This is a genomic window from Aeromicrobium sp. CTD01-1L150 (genome assembly GCF_041951745.1).
GTDB lineage: Bacteria > Actinomycetota > Actinomycetes > Propionibacteriales > Nocardioidaceae > Aeromicrobium.
This window is the reverse complement of sequence record NZ_CP169555.1, coordinates 2,581,598-2,600,373: the sequence shown is the minus strand read 5'-3', so window position 1 is coordinate 2,600,373 and position 18,776 is coordinate 2,581,598. Positions and strand designations below refer to the sequence as shown.

19 protein-coding genes are annotated in these 18,776 nt (G+C 68.9%); 2 read left to right on the top strand and 17 right to left on the bottom strand.

Annotated features, from left to right (window positions below):
* Positions 1-85 precede the first annotated feature (85 nt).
* The 3 genes from ACEVFP_RS12830 to ACEVFP_RS12820 all read right to left on the bottom strand — a co-directional run bounded on the left by ACEVFP_RS12830 (position 86) and on the right by ACEVFP_RS12820 (position 5,210).
* Complete coding sequence (locus tag ACEVFP_RS12830) at positions 86-262, bottom strand: DUF6104 family protein (RefSeq protein WP_374999857.1); 177 nt, start codon at positions 260-262, stop codon at positions 86-88.
* 19 nt (positions 263-281) lie between these two features.
* Positions 282-4,028 carry a multifunctional oxoglutarate decarboxylase/oxoglutarate dehydrogenase thiamine pyrophosphate-binding subunit/dihydrolipoyllysine-residue succinyltransferase subunit gene (locus tag ACEVFP_RS12825; RefSeq protein ID WP_374999856.1) on the bottom strand — a complete coding sequence of 1,249 codons (3,747 nt, stop codon included), beginning with the start codon at positions 4,026-4,028 and terminating at the stop codon, positions 282-284.
* A 126-nt stretch (positions 4,029-4,154) separates the two neighbouring features.
* Positions 4,155-5,210 carry a winged helix DNA-binding domain-containing protein gene (locus tag ACEVFP_RS12820; protein ID WP_374999855.1) on the bottom strand — a complete coding sequence of 352 codons (1,056 nt, stop codon included), beginning with the start codon at positions 5,208-5,210 and terminating at the stop codon, positions 4,155-4,157.
* Between the two features lie 28 nt (positions 5,211-5,238).
* Here ACEVFP_RS12820 and ACEVFP_RS12815 point away from each other — a divergent pair, with 28 nt between their 5' ends.
* Positions 5,239-5,421 carry a hypothetical protein gene (locus ACEVFP_RS12815; RefSeq protein WP_374999854.1) on the top strand — a complete coding sequence of 61 codons (183 nt, stop codon included), beginning with the start codon at positions 5,239-5,241 and terminating at the stop codon, positions 5,419-5,421.
* A 162-nt stretch (positions 5,422-5,583) separates the two neighbouring features.
* Here ACEVFP_RS12815 and ACEVFP_RS12810 read toward each other — a convergent pair whose 3' ends face one another.
* Both ACEVFP_RS12810 and ACEVFP_RS12805 read right to left on the bottom strand, forming a co-directional pair.
* Complete coding sequence (locus tag ACEVFP_RS12810; RefSeq protein ID WP_374999853.1) at positions 5,584-6,030, bottom strand: OsmC family peroxiredoxin; 447 nt, start codon at positions 6,028-6,030, stop codon at positions 5,584-5,586.
* 181 nt (positions 6,031-6,211) lie between these two features.
* On the bottom strand, positions 6,212-6,520 hold the full coding sequence (locus ACEVFP_RS12805) for a DUF4342 domain-containing protein (RefSeq protein WP_374999852.1): 309 nt from the start codon (positions 6,518-6,520) through the stop codon (positions 6,212-6,214).
* A gap of 545 nt (positions 6,521-7,065) precedes the next feature.
* Here ACEVFP_RS12805 and ACEVFP_RS12800 point away from each other — a divergent pair.
* On the top strand, positions 7,066-8,277 hold the full coding sequence (locus tag ACEVFP_RS12800; RefSeq protein ID WP_374999851.1) for an NAD(P)/FAD-dependent oxidoreductase: 1,212 nt from the start codon (positions 7,066-7,068) through the stop codon (positions 8,275-8,277).
* Between the two features lie 34 nt (positions 8,278-8,311).
* On the opposite strand, the gene ACEVFP_RS12795 is transcribed toward ACEVFP_RS12800, so the two are convergent.
* From ACEVFP_RS12795 to ACEVFP_RS12740, 12 genes are all read right to left on the bottom strand, one after another.
* On the bottom strand, positions 8,312-9,865 hold the full coding sequence (locus ACEVFP_RS12795; protein ID WP_374999850.1) for a PucR family transcriptional regulator: 1,554 nt from the start codon (positions 9,863-9,865) through the stop codon (positions 8,312-8,314).
* 58 nt (positions 9,866-9,923) lie between these two features.
* Positions 9,924-10,973 (bottom strand): GNAT family N-acetyltransferase, encoded by a 1,050-nt coding sequence (locus ACEVFP_RS12790; RefSeq protein WP_374999849.1) that lies wholly within the window; start codon positions 10,971-10,973, stop codon positions 9,924-9,926.
* A gap of 67 nt (positions 10,974-11,040) precedes the next feature.
* Positions 11,041-12,345, bottom strand: a complete 1,305-nt coding sequence (locus tag ACEVFP_RS12785; RefSeq protein ID WP_375003827.1) for a type II toxin-antitoxin system HipA family toxin — start codon at positions 12,343-12,345, stop codon at positions 11,041-11,043.
* On the bottom strand, positions 12,338-12,631 hold the full coding sequence (locus tag ACEVFP_RS12780; protein ID WP_374999848.1) for a helix-turn-helix domain-containing protein: 294 nt from the start codon (positions 12,629-12,631) through the stop codon (positions 12,338-12,340). Before ACEVFP_RS12780 ends, ACEVFP_RS12785 begins: the two co-directional genes overlap by 8 nt.
* Positions 12,632-12,935: 304 nt before the next feature.
* The gene (locus ACEVFP_RS12775; protein WP_374999847.1) at positions 12,936-13,166 is read right to left on the bottom strand and encodes a hypothetical protein; all 231 of its coding nucleotides are present in this window, start codon (positions 13,164-13,166) and stop codon (positions 12,936-12,938) included.
* 60 nt (positions 13,167-13,226) lie between these two features.
* Positions 13,227-13,628 carry an MmcQ/YjbR family DNA-binding protein gene (locus ACEVFP_RS12770; RefSeq protein ID WP_374999846.1) on the bottom strand — a complete coding sequence of 134 codons (402 nt, stop codon included), beginning with the start codon at positions 13,626-13,628 and terminating at the stop codon, positions 13,227-13,229.
* A 77-nt stretch (positions 13,629-13,705) separates the two neighbouring features.
* Positions 13,706-14,551: a nitrilase-related carbon-nitrogen hydrolase gene (locus ACEVFP_RS12765; RefSeq protein WP_374999845.1), complete on the bottom strand. Its 846-nt coding sequence runs from the start codon at positions 14,549-14,551 to the stop codon at positions 13,706-13,708.
* A gap of 58 nt (positions 14,552-14,609) precedes the next feature.
* Positions 14,610-15,437, bottom strand: coding sequence for a D-glutamate cyclase family protein (locus ACEVFP_RS12760; protein WP_374999844.1), 828 nt, complete (start codon positions 15,435-15,437; stop codon positions 14,610-14,612).
* Complete coding sequence (locus ACEVFP_RS12755) at positions 15,430-16,875, bottom strand: sodium:solute symporter (protein ID WP_374999843.1); 1,446 nt, start codon at positions 16,873-16,875, stop codon at positions 15,430-15,432. The genes ACEVFP_RS12760 and ACEVFP_RS12755 overlap by 8 nt, the downstream gene beginning before the upstream one ends.
* A 1-nt stretch (position 16,876) precedes the next feature.
* Positions 16,877-17,014, bottom strand: a complete 138-nt coding sequence (locus ACEVFP_RS12750) for a hypothetical protein (protein ID WP_374999842.1) — start codon at positions 17,012-17,014, stop codon at positions 16,877-16,879.
* A 63-nt stretch (positions 17,015-17,077) separates the two neighbouring features.
* Positions 17,078-17,764 carry a DUF2848 family protein gene (locus ACEVFP_RS12745; protein WP_374999841.1) on the bottom strand — a complete coding sequence of 229 codons (687 nt, stop codon included), beginning with the start codon at positions 17,762-17,764 and terminating at the stop codon, positions 17,078-17,080.
* A 176-nt stretch (positions 17,765-17,940) separates the two neighbouring features.
* On the bottom strand, positions 17,941-18,645 hold the full coding sequence (locus ACEVFP_RS12740) for a GntR family transcriptional regulator (protein WP_374999840.1): 705 nt from the start codon (positions 18,643-18,645) through the stop codon (positions 17,941-17,943).
* Positions 18,646-18,776: the final 131 nt, after the last annotated feature.

Sequence of the window (18,776 nt, the reverse complement as noted above, 5' to 3'; positions counted from 1 at the left end):
GCGCTGACTCGACCTGACGACGACGTTCGCGCCCCCAAGCACTTCGCTGCGCTCCGTGCAGGGAGGTGCCCCCAGCAGAGCTCGCTCAGTCGTCGTCATCCTCCAGGCGGGCGAGCCAGGTAGCGAGGCGCTCGACGGGGACCTCGAACTCGGGGTTGAGGTCGACGAACTCGATCATGCGCTCGCCGAGCCAGGCGAAGGAGACCTCCTCCTCGCCACGTCGTGCCTGCAGCTCCTCGATGCCGCGATCGGTGAAGTACACCCGAACCTGTCCCAGGGCCTCAGGCGAACGCCTGGTCCATGAGGACCTTGTGCTCCTCGTCGTGGCGCGACTTGGAACCGACGGCCGTCGTGGACGACTCCGGGCGGGAGATCGGTGTGATGGTGCGGTCGCCGAGCTCGCGCGGGTAGTGCAGGGCGACGTGCGGCCACGGTCCCTGGTTGGCCGGCTCGTCCTGGACCCAGCGCACCTCCTGCAGACCGGAGTAGCGGGCCAGCTCGTCCTGGAGCTGCTCCACCGGACGTGGGTACAGCTGCTCGACGCGCACGATCGCCGTCCGTGGGGCGTCGCCCTCACGCTTGGCCCGCTCGGCGAACAGCTCCCAGGCGATCTTGCCCGAGCACAGGAAGACCCGGTCGATGTTCCCCGGCTCCACCGTGTGGTCACCGATGACCGGCTGCCAGGACCCGGAGGTGAAGTCCTCCGGCTGTGAGGCCGCCGCCTTGCTGCGCAGCATCGACTTGGGTGTGAAGACGATGAGCGGACGATGCTCGGCCTCCAACGTCTGCTTGCGCAGCAGGTGGAAGTACGACGCCGGCGTGGACGGCTGGACGATGGTCATCTCGTCGTGGGCCGCGAGCTGCAGGAAGCGCTCGATCCGACCTGAGGAGTGGTCCGGGCCCTGGCCCTCGTAGCCGTGCGGCAGCAGCAGCACGACACCGGACTTCTGACCCCACTTGGTCTCACCGGCGGACAGGTACTCATCGACGATGGACTGCGCGCCGTTGATGAAGTCACCGAACTGCGCCTCCCACAGGGTCAGCGCCTCCGGGCGAGCGACCGAGTAGCCGTACTCGAACCCGAGTGCCGCGTACTCGCTCAGCAGGGAGTCATAGATGTAGAACGTCGCCTGGTCCTCGCCGACGTGCGCCAGCGGGGTCCACTCGCTGCCGTTCTCACGATCGATGATGGTGGCGAACCGCGAGGAGAAGGTGCCGCGTCGCGAGTCCTGGCCGGCCATACGGACCGGGCGGCCCTCCAGCAGCAGGGAGCCCATGGCGATGATCTCGCCGGTGCCCCAGTCGATCGGCCCGGTGGAGATGGACGAGGCACGACGCTGCAGCTGCGGCAGCACCTTGGGGTGGACCGTGAAGCCTTCGGGCACCGCGGTGTAGGCGTCGGCCACGGCCTTGAGCGTCTCGGGGGAGACAGCAGTGTTGAGCCCTGCCTCCGGCTCGTCGGGCTTCTCCGGGTAGTCCGGGGTGCGCGTGTAGGCGTCGTCGGCGGCGGCCTGCTTGACGTCGGCGAAGTTGCGCTCGAGCTGGGCCTGGTAGTCCGCCAGCGCCTCCTCGGCCTCCTCGATGGTGATGTCGCCACGACCGACGAGCGCCTCGGTGTACAGCTTGCGCACCGACTTCTTGGCATTGATGGTGTCGACCATCAGAGGCTGCGTGAAGCTGGGATCGTCGCCCTCGTTGTGGCCGCGGCGGCGGTAGCAGACGAGGTCGATGACGACGTCCTTCTTGAACGTCTTGCGGTAGGAGTAGGCCAGCTCGGCCACCCGGATGCATGCCTCGGGGTCGTCGCCGTTGACGTGGAAGATCGGTGCCTGGATCATCCGGGCGACGTCGGTGCAGTACGTGGAGGACCGCGACGACGACGGGCTGGTGGTGAAGCCCACCTGGTTGTTGACGATGACGTGGATCGTGCCGCCGGTGCGGTAGCCGCGCAGCTGGCTGAGGTTGAGGGTCTCGGCCACGACCCCCTGCCCCGCGAACGCCGCGTCGCCGTGCACCAGGACCGGCAGGACGGGGAATGCCTCACCTTGGTTGAGACGATCCTGCTTGGCGCGGGTGATGCCCTCCAGGACAGGGTCGACGACCTCCAGGTGGGACGGGTTGGCCGCCACGGAGACCTTGATGGAGTCACCCTGCTCGGAGGTGAACTCACCCTCGGCCCCCAGGTGGTACTTGACGTCGCCGGAACCCTGGACGGTGCGCGGGTCGATGTTGCCCTCGAACTCACGGAAGACCGCACCGGGGCTCTTGCCGGCGATGTTGACCAGCACGTTGAGTCGACCGCGGTGGGCCATGCCGATGCAGACCTCGTCGAGGCCGTCGCTGGCGGCCTCCTCGCAGATCTCATCGAGCAGCGGGACCGTGGTCTCGCCACCCTCGAGGCTGAACCGCTTCTGCCCGACGAACTTGGTCTGCAGGAACGTCTCGAACGCCTCGGCCTGGTTCAGCTTGAGCAGGATGCGTAGCTGCTCCTCGCGAGGGGGCTTGGTGTGTCCGATCTCGATGCGGTCCTGCAGCCACTGGCGCTCGTCGGGATCCTGGATGTGCATGTACTCCAGGCCGATGGTGCGGCAGTAGGAGTCGCGCAGGACGCCGAGGATCTCGCGCAGCTTCATGAACCGCTTGCCGGAGCCGCTGGCGAAGGAGCCGGTGGCGAACTCGCGGTCGAGGTCCCACAGGGTCAGCCCGTGCTGGGCCACGTCGAGGTCGGGGTGGCTGCGTTGGCGGTACTCCAGCGGGTTGGTGTCGGCCATGAGGTGACCGCGCACACGGTAGGCGTGGATGAGCTCCAGCACGCGAGCCTGGCGGTGCACCTCGTCGTCACGGTTGACGGCGATGTCCTGGGCCCAGCGGATGGGCTCGTACGGAATGCGCAGGGCGTGGAAGATCTCGTCGTAGAAGCCGTCCGCGCCGAGGAGCAGCTGGTGGATGCGCCCCAGGAACTCACCGGACTGCGCACCCTGGATGACGCGATGGTCGTAGGTGGAGGTGAGCGTCATCATCTTGGAGATCGCCATCTGGGAGATGGTGTGCTCCGATGCGCCCTGGAACTCCGGCGGGTAGTCCATGGAGCCGACGCCGATGATGACGCCCTGGCCCTTCATGAGCCGCGGCACGGAGTGGTTGGTGCCGATACCGCCGGGATTGGTGAGGCTGGCGGTGGTCCCGAGGAAGTCGGAGACGGCGAGCTTGCCGTCGCGAGCCTTCTTGACCATGGCCTCGTAGGCCTGCCAGAACTCGGCGAAGCCGAGGGTCTCGGCGGCCTTGATGGAGGGCACCAGCAGCTGGCGGGTGCCGTTGGGCTTCTGCAGGTCGATCGCGAGGCCGAAGTTGACGTGCTCGGGCTTGAGCTGGACCGGCTTGCCCGACTCGTCGACGTCGTAGCCGGTGTTCATCTCCGGCATGGCGCCGAGCGCCTTGACGACGGCGTAGCCGATGATGTGGGTGAAGGAGACCTTGCCGCCTCGCGCGCGGGCGAGATGGTTGTTGATGACGACGCGGTTGTCGAAGAGCAGCTTGACCGGCACCGAACGCACGCTCGTGGCGGTGGGCACCTCGAGGCTGTCGTCCATGTTGGCCGCAGTGCGCGCGGGTGCTCCCTTGAGGGAGATGCGCTCCACCTCGCCGGGTCCGGTCTCGCCGGAGGTCGCGGGCTTGGCGGGCTCGGGCTTGTCGCTCTTGGCGGGCTCGGCCTGCTTGGCGGCCGGCTTGTCCGTCGAGGGCTGGTCAGTCTTGGCGGAAGCGGCCTGGGGGGTCTGGTTCTTGGGCTGCTGACTGGTGGCCGACTGCTCGGTCGTGGTTGACGACCCCTTCGTGGGCGGGGACGCCGTGGTTGCCGGGGCGGCTCCGTTGGACGAGCTGCCGCCCAGGACAGCGCCATCGCCCTGCTCGAAGAACGTCTTCCACGACGCGTCGACGGACGCTGGGTCGGACTTGTACCGGTCGAACATCTCCTCGACCAACCACTGGTTGGTGCCGAAGTCGGGAGATGACTGTGAGGACTCGGCCACGGCCTGAATCGCCTCTTCCGTAGTTTTGCCTACGCACCCGGGACGCGGTGCGCTACCAGCCTATCGCGCCGATGATGCAGCCAGGGGTCCGGCTTCGGCCTGTCGCTGAACGGTCGTGCGGGCGCGTCAGACGGTGATGTCGAGGCGGGGCTGCAGGCCGAGGAAAGTCCCGAACGCGTCCGCCTCGGCCTCCAGTGCGGATCGCGCCGCAGCCTCCAGACGCCCGCTGGGATGCACCTCGATGTCGACGTGCTCGGCCGCTGTGCGGCGCCGCCAGCGGCCGGAGAGCCGACCGTCGACGAACAGCAGTCCGGTGGACATCATGATGTCGTCGTAGTCCGGGCCCACCTCCGCGCGTATCTCGGCGTCCCGGGCGTGGGAGATGAGCTCGTCGAAGTTGGCCAGCAGCAGGACGTGAGGAACCTCGAGCGGCTCCAGACCCGGTGGTGCGTGCAGGACCTGGCCGTCGACCTGGATCTCCTCGAGGTCGGCGAGCTCGACGGCGCGACGCGCCTGCGTGAGGGTGAGGCTGCTCCACCACGCGAGGTCCTGGGGTGTGAACGGTCCGTGGCCGCGGCCGTACGTGCCGGCGAGCCACGCCAGCAGCTCGTCCTCGTCGCGGGTGGTCGGTGCCAGCTCGACGGCTTGGTAGGTGTGCTGCTTGCCCTGGATCGGTCCGCTCGCGATGGTGCCGTCGAGCTCGGCGTACATGACGACGTGGGTGAGCGCCCGACCGGTGTGGGAGAGTCCGCCGGCCGCCAGGTGCTCGCCCAGCACCGGTCGGGTGACGGGGCCGTGGGAGCGGACGATCTGCGCCACGGCGTCCGCCCCGTCCCGGAGCGCGGCGGCGTCGAGCCCGATCCCGCGACAGTGCTGCTCCACGAGCCGGCGCACCCGGTGTCCCGTGACGGCCAGCAGGTCGGGCAGGTCGTCCATGAGCACGTAGTGCCAGGTGGTCCGCAGGACGTGGGTACGGACGAAGTCACGTCGGTTGAAGGAGGCGGTCACGTCCTTGAGCGTGGCTCCACATCGGCGGCCCACGGCCCATGGGGCCATGAGGTGCTCCTGGGCCTGGACGGCACCGAGGTGGGCGACCACTGCCTCCGGTGTGGCCAGCGCACGGCCGGCCAGGCGCTGTGCGGCGAGTCGGTACGGGGCGAGGGACTGACGCACGAGGCCCATCGTGGCATGCGGCGCAGCCTCTCTCACCATGAGCGCCGCACTCGTGCCAGCATCAGGCGTGATGACCCCTGTTCCCGACTACCTTGAGCAGGTGCTCCAGGAGGGCCTGCGCCGGCTCCGGCTCGATGGCCACCCGATCCGCCTCGTCGATCCGGAAGCGGTGCTGGGGGAGGAGCCGAACGTGGATGGCAGTGAGGTTTGCGCCGGGTGACGAAGCCGGCGGCGGCTATGTCCCCGAGATGTTCGACGACGTCGCGGCCGCCACGCGGGCTGAGCTCGACGGACGCCCGAGACGGTCATCCGGCCGCCCGTGTGCCAGGCGTCCCCGAGGGCTGGTGACGCCGGCCGCGCCGTGACGCCACCAGCCCGGGTCTCAGGCCGACTCGAGGGTGGCGTCCAGCGTGATGCTGTCGACGCCGGCGAGAGCCTTGCTCAGCGGGCACTGGGCCTTGGCGTCGTTGGCCGCCTCGAGGAACGCCGCCTCGTCGACGCCCTCGACCTCGCCGCGGACGGTGAGGGCGATGGTGTGGATCCTGAAGCCGCCTGCGGGGTCCTCGCCGAGGGAGACGTCGGCCTTGGTCTCGATGGAGTGCACGGTGCCACCCTTCTGACCGAGCAGCGCGGTCAGCTGCATCGTGTAGCAGGAGGAGTGGGCTGCACCGAGCAGCTCCTCGGGGTTGGTGGCTCCTCCGCCGTCGTCGGAGGAACGCTTGGGAAAGGACATCTCGAACGTGCCGAGGCCGGAGCTGGAGAGCTCGACCTGACCAGAACCGTCCTCGAACCCGCCGTCCCAGGCGGTGCGTGCGGAGCGTGTAGGCATAGGTCCTCCTGAAGGTGGTGGGGTGTCGCCCTTGACGCTACGTCGGCGCCGAAGCGGCGCAAGCGGACGGGCGCTCGCAGGTCTCCCCGGTGGGCGCACGGCGTCCCGTCCTCGCGGCCGGACTGGCCGGCTGTGCCGCTGGGCCGGGGCGCCGCATGAGGGGCGGCGTCACGACTGAACGTCAGGTGTCACCGTCTGCGGCCGCTTGATCATCCTCGTCGCGACGTTCCACGCCGATGGTCACCTGGGTCACCAGCGCCGCGATCGCTCCGACCGCCACCAGGACGGGCGAGAGTGCCGCCGCGACGGCGGTGACCGCCACGCCTGCGGTGAGAGGGATCTCCAGCAGGACGTTGCCGTCGCCGTTCTTGATGAAGATCCTGCGCACGTTGCCCTCACGGATCAGGCTGCGGACCTTCCCGAGCAGCTCGTTGCCCGAGACGGTGAACTCCTCGTAGCGGGACTTGGAGGTGTCGTCACTCTCGCTCATGGTTCTCCCTTCTCCGCGGCGCCTGAGTGGCAGGCCGACGTACCGCCCAGCCTATGACGCCCGGGCTGGTGGGGCGTCTGGTCGTGGCTTCGTCTGCCATGTGGGGTCGTCGCTCAGGTACGCATGACGGTGTACTGGCGGTCGCGTCGGTGTTGGAGCTCTCGGGTGATGTGTCGGATGGGGCGGAGCTCGCGGTGGGGTTCTTGCCAGTGGTCTTTCGGGAGGCCGGGCGTCGTCGGCATCCCGCGCCGAGAGATGGCAGCAGGGTGGCGAGCTTCGCCCCACCTCGGGGCAGCTCCTTGGCGGTGCGGGTGCCGCCAAGGGACTGTTTTGGTCTCCGCGGCAGCTGCAGCTGCTACTCCAGCCTTTTCGCGCGAGCCGAAGGCTTGCCACGCGCCACTGCGCCCTCGGGTATTCTCGAACAGCGGTTGTCGTCGCAGCACAAGGCGCAGCTATTGGTCTTGTCGTGGTTGTTCAACGACAAGCAGCCGAACGTCGGGGCACCATGAGCTATGGCCGCAGATCACGTCACTCCTGTCCGTCGCGTGGCCGTCCTCGGTGCCGGGATGGTCGGACTGTCCACGGCGTGGTCCCTGCAGGAGCATGGTGTGGAGGTCACGGTCATCGACCGAGGGACGGTGGCGGCGGGCTCCAGCTGGGGCAACGCGGGCTGGCTGACCCCGACTCTCGCCGTGCCGCTCGCCGAGCCCTCGGTGCTCAAGTACGGGGTGCGTGCGGTGGTGAGTCCGTCGTCCCCGGTGTACGTGCCGCTGACGGCCAACCCACGTCTGCTGCGTTTCTTGGTGCGGTTCGCCCGCAACTGCACGCAGAAGCAGTGGGAACGCGCGATGAAGGTGATGGTGCCGCTCAACAACGAAGCCCTGAGTGCCTTCGACCAGCAGCAGGCCGGCGGCGTCGCCGCGACCACGCGTGAGGCCCAGCCGTTCACCGCGGCGTTCCGCGCGGAGGAGGACAGCCAGGCGTTGCTGCAGGAGTTCGAGCACATCCGGGCGTCCGGGCAGGAGGTCGCGTTCGACGTCGTCGACGGCGCGACCGCGCGACGGGACGAGCCCGCGCTCTCGCGTGAGATCGCCATGGCCATCCGGATCCGTGACCAACGGTTCATCAACCCGGGCGACTACGTCGCCGCGCTCGCAGCGTCGGTCAGGGAGCGCGGCGGTCGGGTCCTGGAGCATCAGGAGGGGCACGACATCACCCCGACCTCCCAGGCAGTGGCGGTGGGCGGTGAACGGTACGACGCGGCGGTGCTGGCCACCGGTTCGTGGCTGGACCGTCACGCGCGACGGTTCGGGGTGCGGCAGATCGTCCAGGCCGGACGGGGATACTCCTTCACCGTCGGCGTCGACCACCTGCCGCAGGGGCCGCTCTACTTCCCCCAGCAGCGTGTGGCCTGCACGCCCCTGGGTGAGCGCCTGAGGATCGCGGGAATGATGGAGTTCCGCGACGTCGATGCGCCACTGGACCCGCGCCGCATCACGGCGATCGTCGATGCGGTGGGTCCCATGCTGGACGGTGTCGACCTCGACGATCGTCAGGACGAGTGGGTGGGAGCGCGGCCGTGCACCGCTGACGGGTTGCCGCTGGTGGGCGGAACCACCGACCCGCGCGTCTTCGTGGCCGGAGGCCACGGCATGTGGGGCATCACCCTCGGGCCCGCCACCGGACGGCTGCTGGCCGATCGGATCGTCACCCACCGCGACCAGCCTGCGCTGCGCGGCGTCGACCCCCTGCGCTGACCGGGTGCGTGCTGATCGGGTGCGCGACGCCGGGTCACTCGCTTGGAGCGGGGCCCGCCGCAGACCGGACCCGGGCGATCTCCAGGCGCAGCGCCAGCCGCTGCGCCGGGTCCTCGAGGTCCAGCGGGAGCACCTTGGCCAGCCGGGCCAGGCGGTATCGAACCGTGTTGGGGTGCACCCCGAGCTGTCGTGCGGCGCGTCCGGGCTCTCCCCAACGGTCGAGGACCGCCTCCAGGGTGGCCACCACGGTTCCGTCCGGATCGTGGCCGTGCGCGACGAAGCCGTGCAGCGGAGAGACGGGGGAGTGCGGTGCGAGACCCTCGACGGCTCGGGCCACGGTCACCGCGGGCCACGCGTCCTCCACGGTGAGTGCGTCGTGGCCACCCGATGCGGCGCCGATGCGATCGAGCTCCTCCGCCTGGCGGCGTGACTCCGCGAGCCCTGGCAGACCCTGGGCGGGGCCGCCCGCCACCGCGGTCAGCGTCGCGTGGGCTCCGCCGTCGCTCCGGACCAGCTCGTGCAGCCACTGCCAGCTGCCCGGAGCGGTGCCCGTGGCGCGCACGATGGCGTGGACGCGGTCGTCGAGGTCGGCGATCAGGGGCTGGCGCCAGCCGGCTCGCCGGGCGATGGCGAGCCACAGCTCGCGTCGCGCGTCGGCCTGCAGGTCCGGCTCCGGTCCGTCGAGCACGACGACCCGCCACGGACCCTCGTCCGGTGGCAGGGGTGCCGTGCTGGCGGTGCCCAGCAGAGCGCTGCGCACGCGATCGAGCCGGGCCTGGTGCGCCAGCTCTCCGTGTGCTCTCAGGCGCAGCAGGTGGAGGGCGATGAGCTCGGTGGCGGCACCCAGGTCGTGCGCACGGTGGGGCGGCACCTCGGTGTCGATGACCGCCCACACCGAGCCGAGCCACTCGCCGCCGGCATGCACGGGGACGACGTACCGACCGCGGCCGTCGCTGTCGTGCGCGGGGACGTGGAACGGCTCGTCGCAATGGGCCATGCGTCGAAAGACACCGGAGGAGCGGTAGTGCTCCCGCACCCGACGCGGCACCTGCCGGCCGAAGATCGTCGCCATCCGCGCTGCGTCCACGTCGTCCTGACCACTTGAGTACGCCACCACCCGTGAGGTGGCGTCCTCGATCGTGACCGGGGCGTCGAGGATCGCGCCGACGGTGTCCGCCATGGCGAACAGTCCTCCGTAGACCTGGTCCGGTCCGGCCGCGGCCTGCCCGCCGGAGGCCCCGGCGTCGATGACCGTCCGCAACAGACCCACCACGATCGACCACGTGGTCCCCTCGGCCAGAGCCAGCAGCGCAAGGTCGGCGTTCTGGCAGCGGGCGCGCAGCGTCCGCGACGTCGACCACGCGTGAGGCACCACCACCCCAGCCACGCCCGGGGTGTCGTCGATGAGCTGCAGCAGGTCGTCCACGTCGTCGAAACCCACCGCCAGCACCAGGTCACCGGGCTCCGGTGTCGTGCCCTCGCGGGAGTCGGCGATGTCCAGCCCCACGACAGGGCGTCCCTCACCCCGGTGGACCACGTCCAGGAAGCTCGGCGTGAGGGCACTCGCGACGTCGTACGCAGTGATCACCCGCCAAGAGTGTCACGAGTCTGTCCGGCTCCGTCGTCGGTGGACAGCGCCCCTGGGATCACGGCTCGTCGAGGACGAGGTCCTTGAACCACGAGTCGGTCACGTAGTCGGTCTCCCACCCCAGCGAGCGGTAGAGCTGGTCTGCGCCGGTGGGGGAGTCGGCGTCGACCTCCAGACCCACGCGGTCGCGGTCGCGCTCTGCGGCGTCAGCGATCACCGCGGCGAGCAGGGACTTGGCGACGCCGCGTCCCCGGGCGTGGCGGTTGACGCCGATGTACTCCACGTACGTCCCTTCGGGGCCGTCGCCCTGGCCCGGCAGCACGGAGCAGACGACTGCTCCGGCGGGGACCCACTCGCCGGACTCATCGGTGACGTACGCGAGCCACCACTGGTCCCACCGGTGTCCCGGGTCCTCGCGCATCCGCTGCACGAACTCCGGGAACGACTCGCGGTAGTTGTTGAAGTGGTCCTCGAAGGACGTCTCCAGCATCTGGTGCACGGTCTGCAGCTCTGCTGCGACGGGCTGGCCGTTCTCGTGCTGCTCGACGGTGCGGACGTACACCCCCTCGCGCGGCTTCAGGTCGGCATCCTCGTCTCGGACGGGGCGTTCCATGTGGAGCCAGGTGCGGCGCTTGCTGTACCCGGCCTCACGCAGCCAGGAGGCCTGACGTTCGTCGCCGCCGAACGGGCTCTCGTCGAGCCGGGTCTCGGTGACCGCGCGGAGACGTGCCATCACCACGGCCGCCTGCTCGGCCCACGCGTAGAGGATGCGGGCGATCTCGTCCACCTCGGCGACGTCGCGGTCGAAGTAGCCCCAGACCAGTGCGCGCCCGGCAGCGCGGTCGTGCACGGTGATCCAGGCCCGTGGCACGTCGTCCGTGCCGACCGCGACGAGCTGGCGTCGGGTCCAGGAGGCCTGGCCGACGATCTCGTTCTCGATCCCGGCGACGTTCACGTGGGCCCCGCCGGTGCCCTGGAGCTCATCGAGGTGGCGCAGGCGTACGAGTGCCTCGACGTCGCCGTACTCGGGCATCCGTGCGCTCCAGTGGGCGGGCAGGTCGGGGATGCCGGGTTCGGGTGGGGGCGTGAGGTGGTCGGGAGTGCTCATCGGGCACCTACTCTTGCACCTTCGGCGGTGGGTCTGTGCGCGGAGCACCTCTCGACCGGGTGGTCGCTCAGAGCAGTAGTCCGTTGCGCCAACGTCCATTCACGTGTGCCTCGATCCGAGCGGCGAGATCACGTACGAACCGGGCGTGACTGGGCTCCCCGAGGCCTTCGGCGATGTTCTCGAACGCGGGCGGGACTGCTTCGGCCAGGTCGCGGTACCGCTGCACCCCGTAGTCGGCGCTGAGGTTCAGGCTACGGGCACACCTCGCGATGTCGGACTCACCGATGTGCGGCAGGTCGTACGTCGAACCGATCTTCAGCGCGCTGCGTGGGAGCTCGGTGCGCAGACCATGTGATTCGATCCGCTCAGTCAGATACGGCAGAGCGGAGGCCAGGTCGTACAACGGAGCCAGCGCGGACTCGGGCCCCGAGTGCAGCACGGAGAAGTTCTTGGCGTGTGCGTCAGTCGCTCCGATGATGACGTTGAAAGCGAGGTAGTCGAAGAACTGGCTGACTGCTGACTCACGGGCCGAAGCGGTCTTGAATCTGGAGAACACCTGCTTGAAGGCGGAGACGCCAGGGCCGCCATCATTCTGGTACTTCGAGGCCGGGGCGACACCCAGTGCCTGGCACACGTCCTCCTGATGGACCCTTCGCCAACCCTTCTCGGTCTTGACACGGTCGTAGCGGGTGGAGACTAGGGCCCGTTCGTCCCCGACTGTCAGCAGAGACGTCGTGGCCGCAGGGATGCGCAGATATCGCGCCGCTCGCTGACAGGCGTACTCGTTGATGTCGTGCAGGTCGAACCCACCGATGGAGGTCTTGAGGATGTGGGTCGTCGGCGTGGAATCCAGCGGCACGCCCCACCGGTCGCCGTCGTGGTGCAGTGCGACCTTGTTCTGCGCCCCGGCAAGGCTCCAGCGGCCATTGCGAAACTCGCGTCCCCAGTCACCCCGGTGAGTTCGCAAGCCGTTCAGGACTGACTCAAGATCGTCGTCGGTGAGCCACTCGATGCTTCCGGTGCGGGCAGCGGAGTCGTCCGCTTCCTCGCCGTCGGGGATCACCTGGATCGCTCCTGCGGCGTCTCTCCCGACGTGGCGCAGGAGAGCGAGTGGGTTGCGTGCAGATACCTGGTACTTGCGACTCCACTCTTCTCGGACCGCGATGTTGTCTGGCAGCAGTCCGTCGAACCAGTTCCTGACATGGCTCGGCTTCTGGTGAGTCACGCGAAGGTCGATAACGAACGACAGAGGGGTTGAGTCGTCTGAGCCTCGGTAGCCGTCGTCGTAGTCGAACGAGACTCGGCCGTTGCCGTCTTGATGCAGGTCGCCAGCGAAGCTGCTGTCGAGGTAGACGCGAAGGTGCTCAGTGATGGTCGTCTTCCTCCTCGTGCAACGACTCGAATACTGAGTCGATCAGGGACCTGGCGCCGTTCTTGGACTCCCGTGGGCTCGCTCGGTCCGCGGTGAGTGAGACGCCCAGAGCCTCGAGCACTGAGAGGACGCGGCCGACCTCCAAGCTCGGGCGTCCCTGTTCGAGGCGGACTAGGAGCTTGCGCCCAACGCCGGCACGCTCAGCGAGCGCCGCCTGGGTGAGGCCCTGCTCGATGCGGTGTTCCTTCACGAGAGCGCCGAGATCGGCAGAGGTGGAGATGTCCATGACGACGTCCTCATGTGTCAGCACTGGGATATCCGTAAATGTATCAGTACTGATACAAAATTGGAAGTGCCCGTGCTGGGACATGGGCTCTCGCCCCGAGCGCCTCAGCCGCCCTGTCCGACATGAGTCCATGTCTCCCGGGTCACGGCAGAGCTGCCGAGATCCCGCGATGCCGTGGGGCGAGAGAATGTCGGCCTGCTGGCGGGCGTCCAGCCCCGTCGTCGTCGCACCGGCGCCGGATCGCTCAGTGAGACGGCCCCACACGCGTCAGTCAGCCTAGCCAGGTCCGGTCGGCCGGCGACTGTCAGTCTGTTCTTGCCGGTTGATGCCTGTTCCGGAAGTCCTGGCCGACGATCTCGTTCTCGATCCCGGCGACGTTCACGTGGGCCCCGCCGGTGCCCTGGAGCTCATCGAGGTGGCGCAGGCGTACGAGTGCCTCGACGTCGCCGTACTCGGGCATCCGTGCGCTCCAGTGGGCGGGCAGGTCGGGGATGCCGGGTTCGGGCGGGGGCGTGAGGTGGTCGGGAGTGCTCATCGGGCACCTACTCTTGCACCTTCGGCGGTGGCCCGGTCCATCCACGGGCGATGGTCCCGCTCAGGCATCGCCCGCGTCGAGGCGGCGCACGCGCCGAACCCCGGCGGTCAGGCGGTACGACGCGTCGATCAGCTCACGGACCTCCGTCCAGTCGGTCTGGTCGTCGAGGCGGAGGCCGACCCAGCCCGACGGGCCGAGGTACATCGGCGTGAAGAATCGTGGGTCCTGCAGCAGCGCCTGACGTTCGTCGGCGGGTGCCAGCACGAGCAGCGATGCGTCGTGGCGGACGTGTCCGCCGGCGGGGAGCTTCTGTGAGCCGCCGTAGTACGCGAAGACCTTGGTCGTGAAGAACGCCGGCTGGCCGTGCGAGACCTTGTCCGCGGCGTCCGGGAACGAGAGGGCGATCCTCCGGACGCGTGCGAGGACCGGGTCATCGTCGTCGAACATCTTCGGGTGCGCCATGGCGCCAGCGTAGGGACTGGCGCCGACGAGTGCGGCGAGGAGATCGCCGGTGGTGCCGGCACATCACCCGGGCGAGGCTAGACGCTGGGCAGGACCGCAAAGGTCGTCGGCTTCTCCAGCAGGTCCGCGATGATCGAGTCGTGGAAGGGGTACTGCTCACGCACCCGGTGGGTCAGCGACGCCGAGACGACGACGTCCTGCGAGCTCGGCTCGTCCGCCAGATCGGCCACGACAGTGCCATCCGGTGCCACGATCATCGATCCCCCACCCAGCTGTGTGCCGAAGTCCTCGCCGCATCCGTTGACACCGACGACCCAGGCCTGGTTCTCGATGGCGCGGGCGACCAGCAGGGCCTTCCAGTGCGCCACCCGCGGCAGTGGCCAGGCGGCCACGACGACGAACGCCTCGCATCCTTGGCGACGCAGGGCGCGAAAGCTCTCCGGGAAGCGAAGGTCGAAGCACGTCAGGATGCCGGTGCTGCCCAGGGGGCTCTCGAACGCCACCAGAGCGGACCCCGGAGTCAGGATCTCGGCCTCACGCGACTGGTAGGCAAAGAGGTGCAGCTTGTCGAAGTGGCGCAGCTCGCCCGCGGGGGAGGCCACGACGGAGCGGTTGTGGTAGGTCTCCCCGCTCGCGAAGGGCGCGCTGCCCCCGAAGACCCAGCAGTCCATGGTCCCGGCGAGCTCGACGACCAGCTGCTCGTAGTCCTCGAAGAGGTCATGGGCGAAGGTCCGGTAGGCGTCGAAGTTGAAGAAGCCGACTGGCCACATCTCTGGCAGGACGAGGACGTTCTGGACGCCCCGCGGGGCATCGGGCGCCGCAGGGTCGGGGAACGGGGCGGCGAGCAGGGCACGCCGCATCGCGGCCATCCGATGTCGTGGCGACTCGCCGAAGGCAACCTGCTGGACCATGCGGATGCGCACCGCTCGCTCCTGCGACCGGGGGTCCGGTCCGTGGTCACGGGGCGCTGTCGGGCCCGACTCAGCAGGCATGCCGCGCTCGCCAGTCGGCCGGATCGACGTCGCGGACGGTCTCGTCGCGGATGTCGGTGATGAACATGTGACCGGGACGGTGCACCATCGCCCCCGCGATGCCGGAGTCCTCGATGATCGTCTGAGGTGTCACGCCACAGGCCCAGTAGACGGGCGTCTCCTCGGCGGTGACCGGGAGCTCGACCCCCCAGTCCGGCGATCGGCCGTCGCGGCAGCCGATGTGCTGCCCGGGCCCGGTCCACACCGGGCCACCGTGCGCCATCGGGTACCGCGCGGTCACCGCGGCCGCAGTGTCCACCTGGGAGTCCTCGATGGCACGCATCGAGACCACCAGACGTCCCCGCAGGCCTCCGGCGGGCTCCAGGTCCCGAGTGGTGCGGTAGATCGGCACCCCACCTCCGGCGGCCACGTGCCGGAGGTGGACGCCGGCCTCGAGCAGCGCACGCTCGGCCGAGAAGCTGCAGCCGATCACGAAGGCGACGAGGTCGTCTCGCCAGTGCTCGAGCAGGTCGGGGACCGATGTCCAGGAGCGCCCGTCGTAGACCATGAAGCCGCCGAGGTCGGTCCTCAGGTCCGCATCCGTGGCACTGACCCGTGGCGAGTACTGCCCAGCGGGCAGGCGTTCGATCAGCGGGAGGGGCTGGTCGTTGAGCCGGCACATCGCCTCGAAGTCGTCGGCGACCCCGGTGGGCAGGAAAGCCAGGTTGGCCTGGATGTACCCGGTGCACAGTCCCGAGGTGGGGCGGCACAGCTCAGCGGACCGGAACATGGCCCTCGCCCGGGCGGGGGTCAGGTCGGCGAGGTCTTCCTCAGGCACCGGAGGGCGCCTCCTGCTTGGCGAAGAACCGTGCCACCACGTCGTCGTCGGGATCCGAGCGTTGCGCGAGGCTGCCGACGAGCAGGCCGAGCACCGACAGACCCAGACCGAAGTAGATCTGGTGGAACGGCAAGGTCGCGTTGCCGAGCTCGACCGCCGAGAGTGCGACGAAGTAGCCGAGGAAGCCGCCGACGCTGCTGAGGAGGGCGCCCAGGCGGCTGACCCAGCGGAAGAAGATCGAGCTGTAGAGCGGTACCAGCAACGCCGAGGAGAGGGTACCCAGCCAGATGTTGAGCAGGATCGTGATGAACCCGGCATCGGCCACGATGAAGAGCACGGCTCCGGTGGTGCACAGGACGCCGATCACGGCCGTCGTCGAGCGGGCGAGGGTGTGCTTGGCCTCGTCCGACATCGTCGGCCTGGCCACCCCGGCCACGTCGTTGGTGAAGTTGACGCCGATGAGGTGCAGGGCCGAGTCGACCGTCGACTGGACGGCGCAGATGATGCCGATCACGATGAGCGCCCCCAGGAGGCCGCCGTTCTGCAGGCCGAACTGGATGATCGCCGAGTCCCCGAGGTTCTCGGTGCCCACGGAGCGGGGCATGACGATGCCGAGGATGGCGATCATGAAGTAGACCAGGCCTGCGACCAGGGCGCCGATGCCGACCATCTGTCGGGCCGTGGCCTCGCTGCGTGCTGAGAAGAAGCGGTGCAGGTAGTAGGGCTGGGCGGCGACGCCGCCGAACGCGACGAGCACGAGCGCGACCATGTCGGCCGTGGTCGGGGTGCTGCCCTGGAGCATCGTCTGAAGGTTCTCCGGGACGTCGAAGGCCGAGGCACCGTTCTGCACCAGTGCCACGACGAAGGCGGTGGCCACGGCCAGGACGATGAGGCAGCCCTGGATCAAGTCGGTGCGCACCACCGAGACCAGGCCGCCGAGCACGGTGTAGACGATCAGCACGGTGGCCAGCAGGATCACGCCGACGACCTGGTTGATGCCGATGACCACGGAGAGCACGAGACTGCCGGCGACGAGCTGGGTCATGACGCTGAAGGAGAAGGCCACCACAGTGACCAGCGCGGAGAAGACTCGCAGGGAGGTGCCGCCGAAGCGCGCCTCGAAGTAGGACGGGACGGATCGCAGACCGAGCCGCCTCATCCTTCCGGCGATCAGGCACAGTGCCAGCCAGCCCAGGGCGAATCCCCAGAAGTACGTCGGGAATATCGACGCTCCGCTGAGGGAGGTGTAGCCGACGAACCCGACGACGGTGGCCGAGGAGATGTAGGTGGCGAAGAACGTGCCGACCGAGAGCGGGAGACCCACGTCCCGGTCCGCGACCGTGTAGGAGTCGTAGCTGCCCTTCTTGGCCCCCCACACGCCGATCAGGAGCACGACGACGAAGTAGCCGACGATGACCGTCAGGTATCCGAGGTGCATGTCAGCGCTCCTCCGGGGTCGCCGAGGACGGTCGGCCCTCGTCGTTGGAGGTGGCGGCGTCCCGGGCGTTCAGGGTTGCGGCGCAGATGAACGGAAGTACTGCGAGAACGGCGAAGATGGACATTCCAAGCCAAAACATCCGGGTTCCTCTCGTGCGGGTGGGGGTGGGACCCAGGTCGACACGGTGCGACCTGGGAGCTGCTCACGTGATGCTCGCGACCATGTGGTGGACGTCGTAGGACTGGCTGATGACGTCGCCGTCCGGACGGTGCATCGAGACCTCCCACCGGTCGGCGAACTGGTGGTCGGGCTCGATCATGGGCAGGGTGCCGCCGAGGATGACGACACCGGGCTGGAGTCGCCCGGACTCGCGGAGTCGGTCCTTCCACTCCAGCGGGCTGATCAGGTCGCCGATCGTGCCTTCCTGCAGCACGGTCCACCCACCGTCGTGCAGGACCTGGGACCGCAGGACGATGTCGTCGATGTCGGCTGAGACGTCCTCGAGTCGCCATGCCCTGTCCGCGAGGACGTTCGGGGAGATCTGCTTGGCGCAGGTGACGTCGTACGCCTCGAGCGCGCGATCGGTGTGGTCGCTGGCCACGGTGAGCAGGTCGGGGTGCTGGGTCCCTCCGAGGATCAGCGCCCACTCCACCTCACCGGAGGTGCGTGGGTGCCCCACCTCCACCCGGGTCGTCTGCAGGTTCATGTACGAGGGGATGCTGAACAGGGTGGGAATGGTGTCGGGAGCGCCGATGCCCTGCTCGGCGAGCTCGGCGATGTGCGCCTGCACCGACTGCTGGTCCCGCCCGGTGTATCCGGCGTTGTAGCCGGCCACGACAGGACAGGTGAGTGTCGTGCCGGCCACGTCGAAGGACAGTTCTGAGCTCACGGGGCGCTCCTGACGCTGGGTCGTCTGGTCGAGGGGTGACGCGGTGTGCCCGGTCGGGCGCGTGTCAGTGCTTGCAGGTCAGCCGAGGGTGGTCGTGCCGGAGTGGGCGATCATCTGGACTGATCGCTTGACCGTAGACGGATCGTCTGATGATCGCAAGGCCTTTAACCAACTTGTTACGCGCGTCGACGCTGCTTCGTCTGACCTTCGATCTCGCTGTAGCGCTGGAGGAGCGCGGCCTCGGCGTCCCGCAGGTAGGACTCCAGGAGCTGGACGGCCTGGTCGACCTCGCCGGAGCGGATCCGTTCTGCGAGCTCCTGGTGGCGCTCCAGGAAGGGCGCGTGGAAAGACATGGGATCGCTCATGTAGGCGTAGGAGAGGCGGAACTCGGCGAGCACCTGGCTCATCAGCGTGTTCAGGCGCGCGCTGCCGGCGAGTGCCACCAGCTGCTCGTGGAACCTGATGCTGGCGGCGGCGACGGCGTGCCAGTTGCCCTCGTCGGCGGCGGCACGTCCCTCGACGATGGGCTGGGTGAGGTCGCGCAGCTGCTGGGGCTGGAGTGTGACGACCTCCCGGAGCGCGCCGCACTCCATGACCCGGCGCACTGCGTAGAGGTCTGAGATGTCGCCCCGCGAGAGCTCGCGGACGAAGAAGCCGCGACTGAGCTGGTGCACCAGCAGGCGCTCTCGGATCAAGAGCTGGAACCCCTCGCGGAGCGAGCTGCGCGACACGCCGAGCTCGGCACGCACCCGCTCCTCGGGCAGTCGGACGCCGGGCGTGAGCGAGCCTTCGACGATCTGGCTGCGGATCGACCCCGCGACCTTCGTCGCGGCGCCAGCCGCTCCGGCCGGGCGTGAGGATGCTTGTGCGGAGGGGCTCATGATGAGCCCACTCTAGAGAGGTCGCTGTGTCGGCCGTCACCTGGCGGGCGGTGGAGCTCGGATGGAGGCGATCATCCGGCGATCGGTCATGACAAATCGTCGGACGATCTGTAAGGTCGGTGTCACGGCTC

Bases quoted from the DNA above. Each gene is read 5' to 3' on its own strand.
- ACEVFP_RS12820 (WP_374999855.1), bottom strand. From the start codon at position 5,210: ATGGGCCTCGTGCGTCAGTCCCTCGCCCCGTACCGACTCGCCGCACAG.
- ACEVFP_RS12810 (WP_374999853.1), bottom strand. From the start codon at position 6,030: ATGCCTACACGCTCCGCACGCACCGCCTGGGACGGCGGGTTCGAGGAC.
- ACEVFP_RS12770 (WP_374999846.1), bottom strand. From the start codon at position 13,628: ATGGCGCACCCGAAGATGTTCGACGACGATGACCCGGTCCTCGCACGC.
- ACEVFP_RS12750 (WP_374999842.1), bottom strand. From the start codon at position 17,014: ATGTTTTGGCTTGGAATGTCCATCTTCGCCGTTCTCGCAGTACTTCCG.
- ACEVFP_RS12740 (WP_374999840.1), bottom strand. From the start codon at position 18,645: ATGAGCCCCTCCGCACAAGCATCCTCACGCCCGGCCGGAGCGGCTGGC.
- ACEVFP_RS12775 (WP_374999847.1), bottom strand. From the start codon at position 13,166: ATGAGCACTCCCGACCACCTCACGCCCCCGCCCGAACCCGGCATCCCC.
- ACEVFP_RS12815 (WP_374999854.1), top strand. From the start codon at position 5,239: ATGAGCGCCGCACTCGTGCCAGCATCAGGCGTGATGACCCCTGTTCCC.
- ACEVFP_RS12790 (WP_374999849.1), bottom strand. From the start codon at position 10,973: ATGAGCACTCCCGACCACCTCACGCCCCCACCCGAACCCGGCATCCCC.
- ACEVFP_RS12780 (WP_374999848.1), bottom strand. From the start codon at position 12,631: ATGGACATCTCCACCTCTGCCGATCTCGGCGCTCTCGTGAAGGAACAC.
- ACEVFP_RS12755 (WP_374999843.1), bottom strand. From the start codon at position 16,875: ATGCACCTCGGATACCTGACGGTCATCGTCGGCTACTTCGTCGTCGTG.
- ACEVFP_RS12805 (WP_374999852.1), bottom strand. From the start codon at position 6,520: ATGAGCGAGAGTGACGACACCTCCAAGTCCCGCTACGAGGAGTTCACC.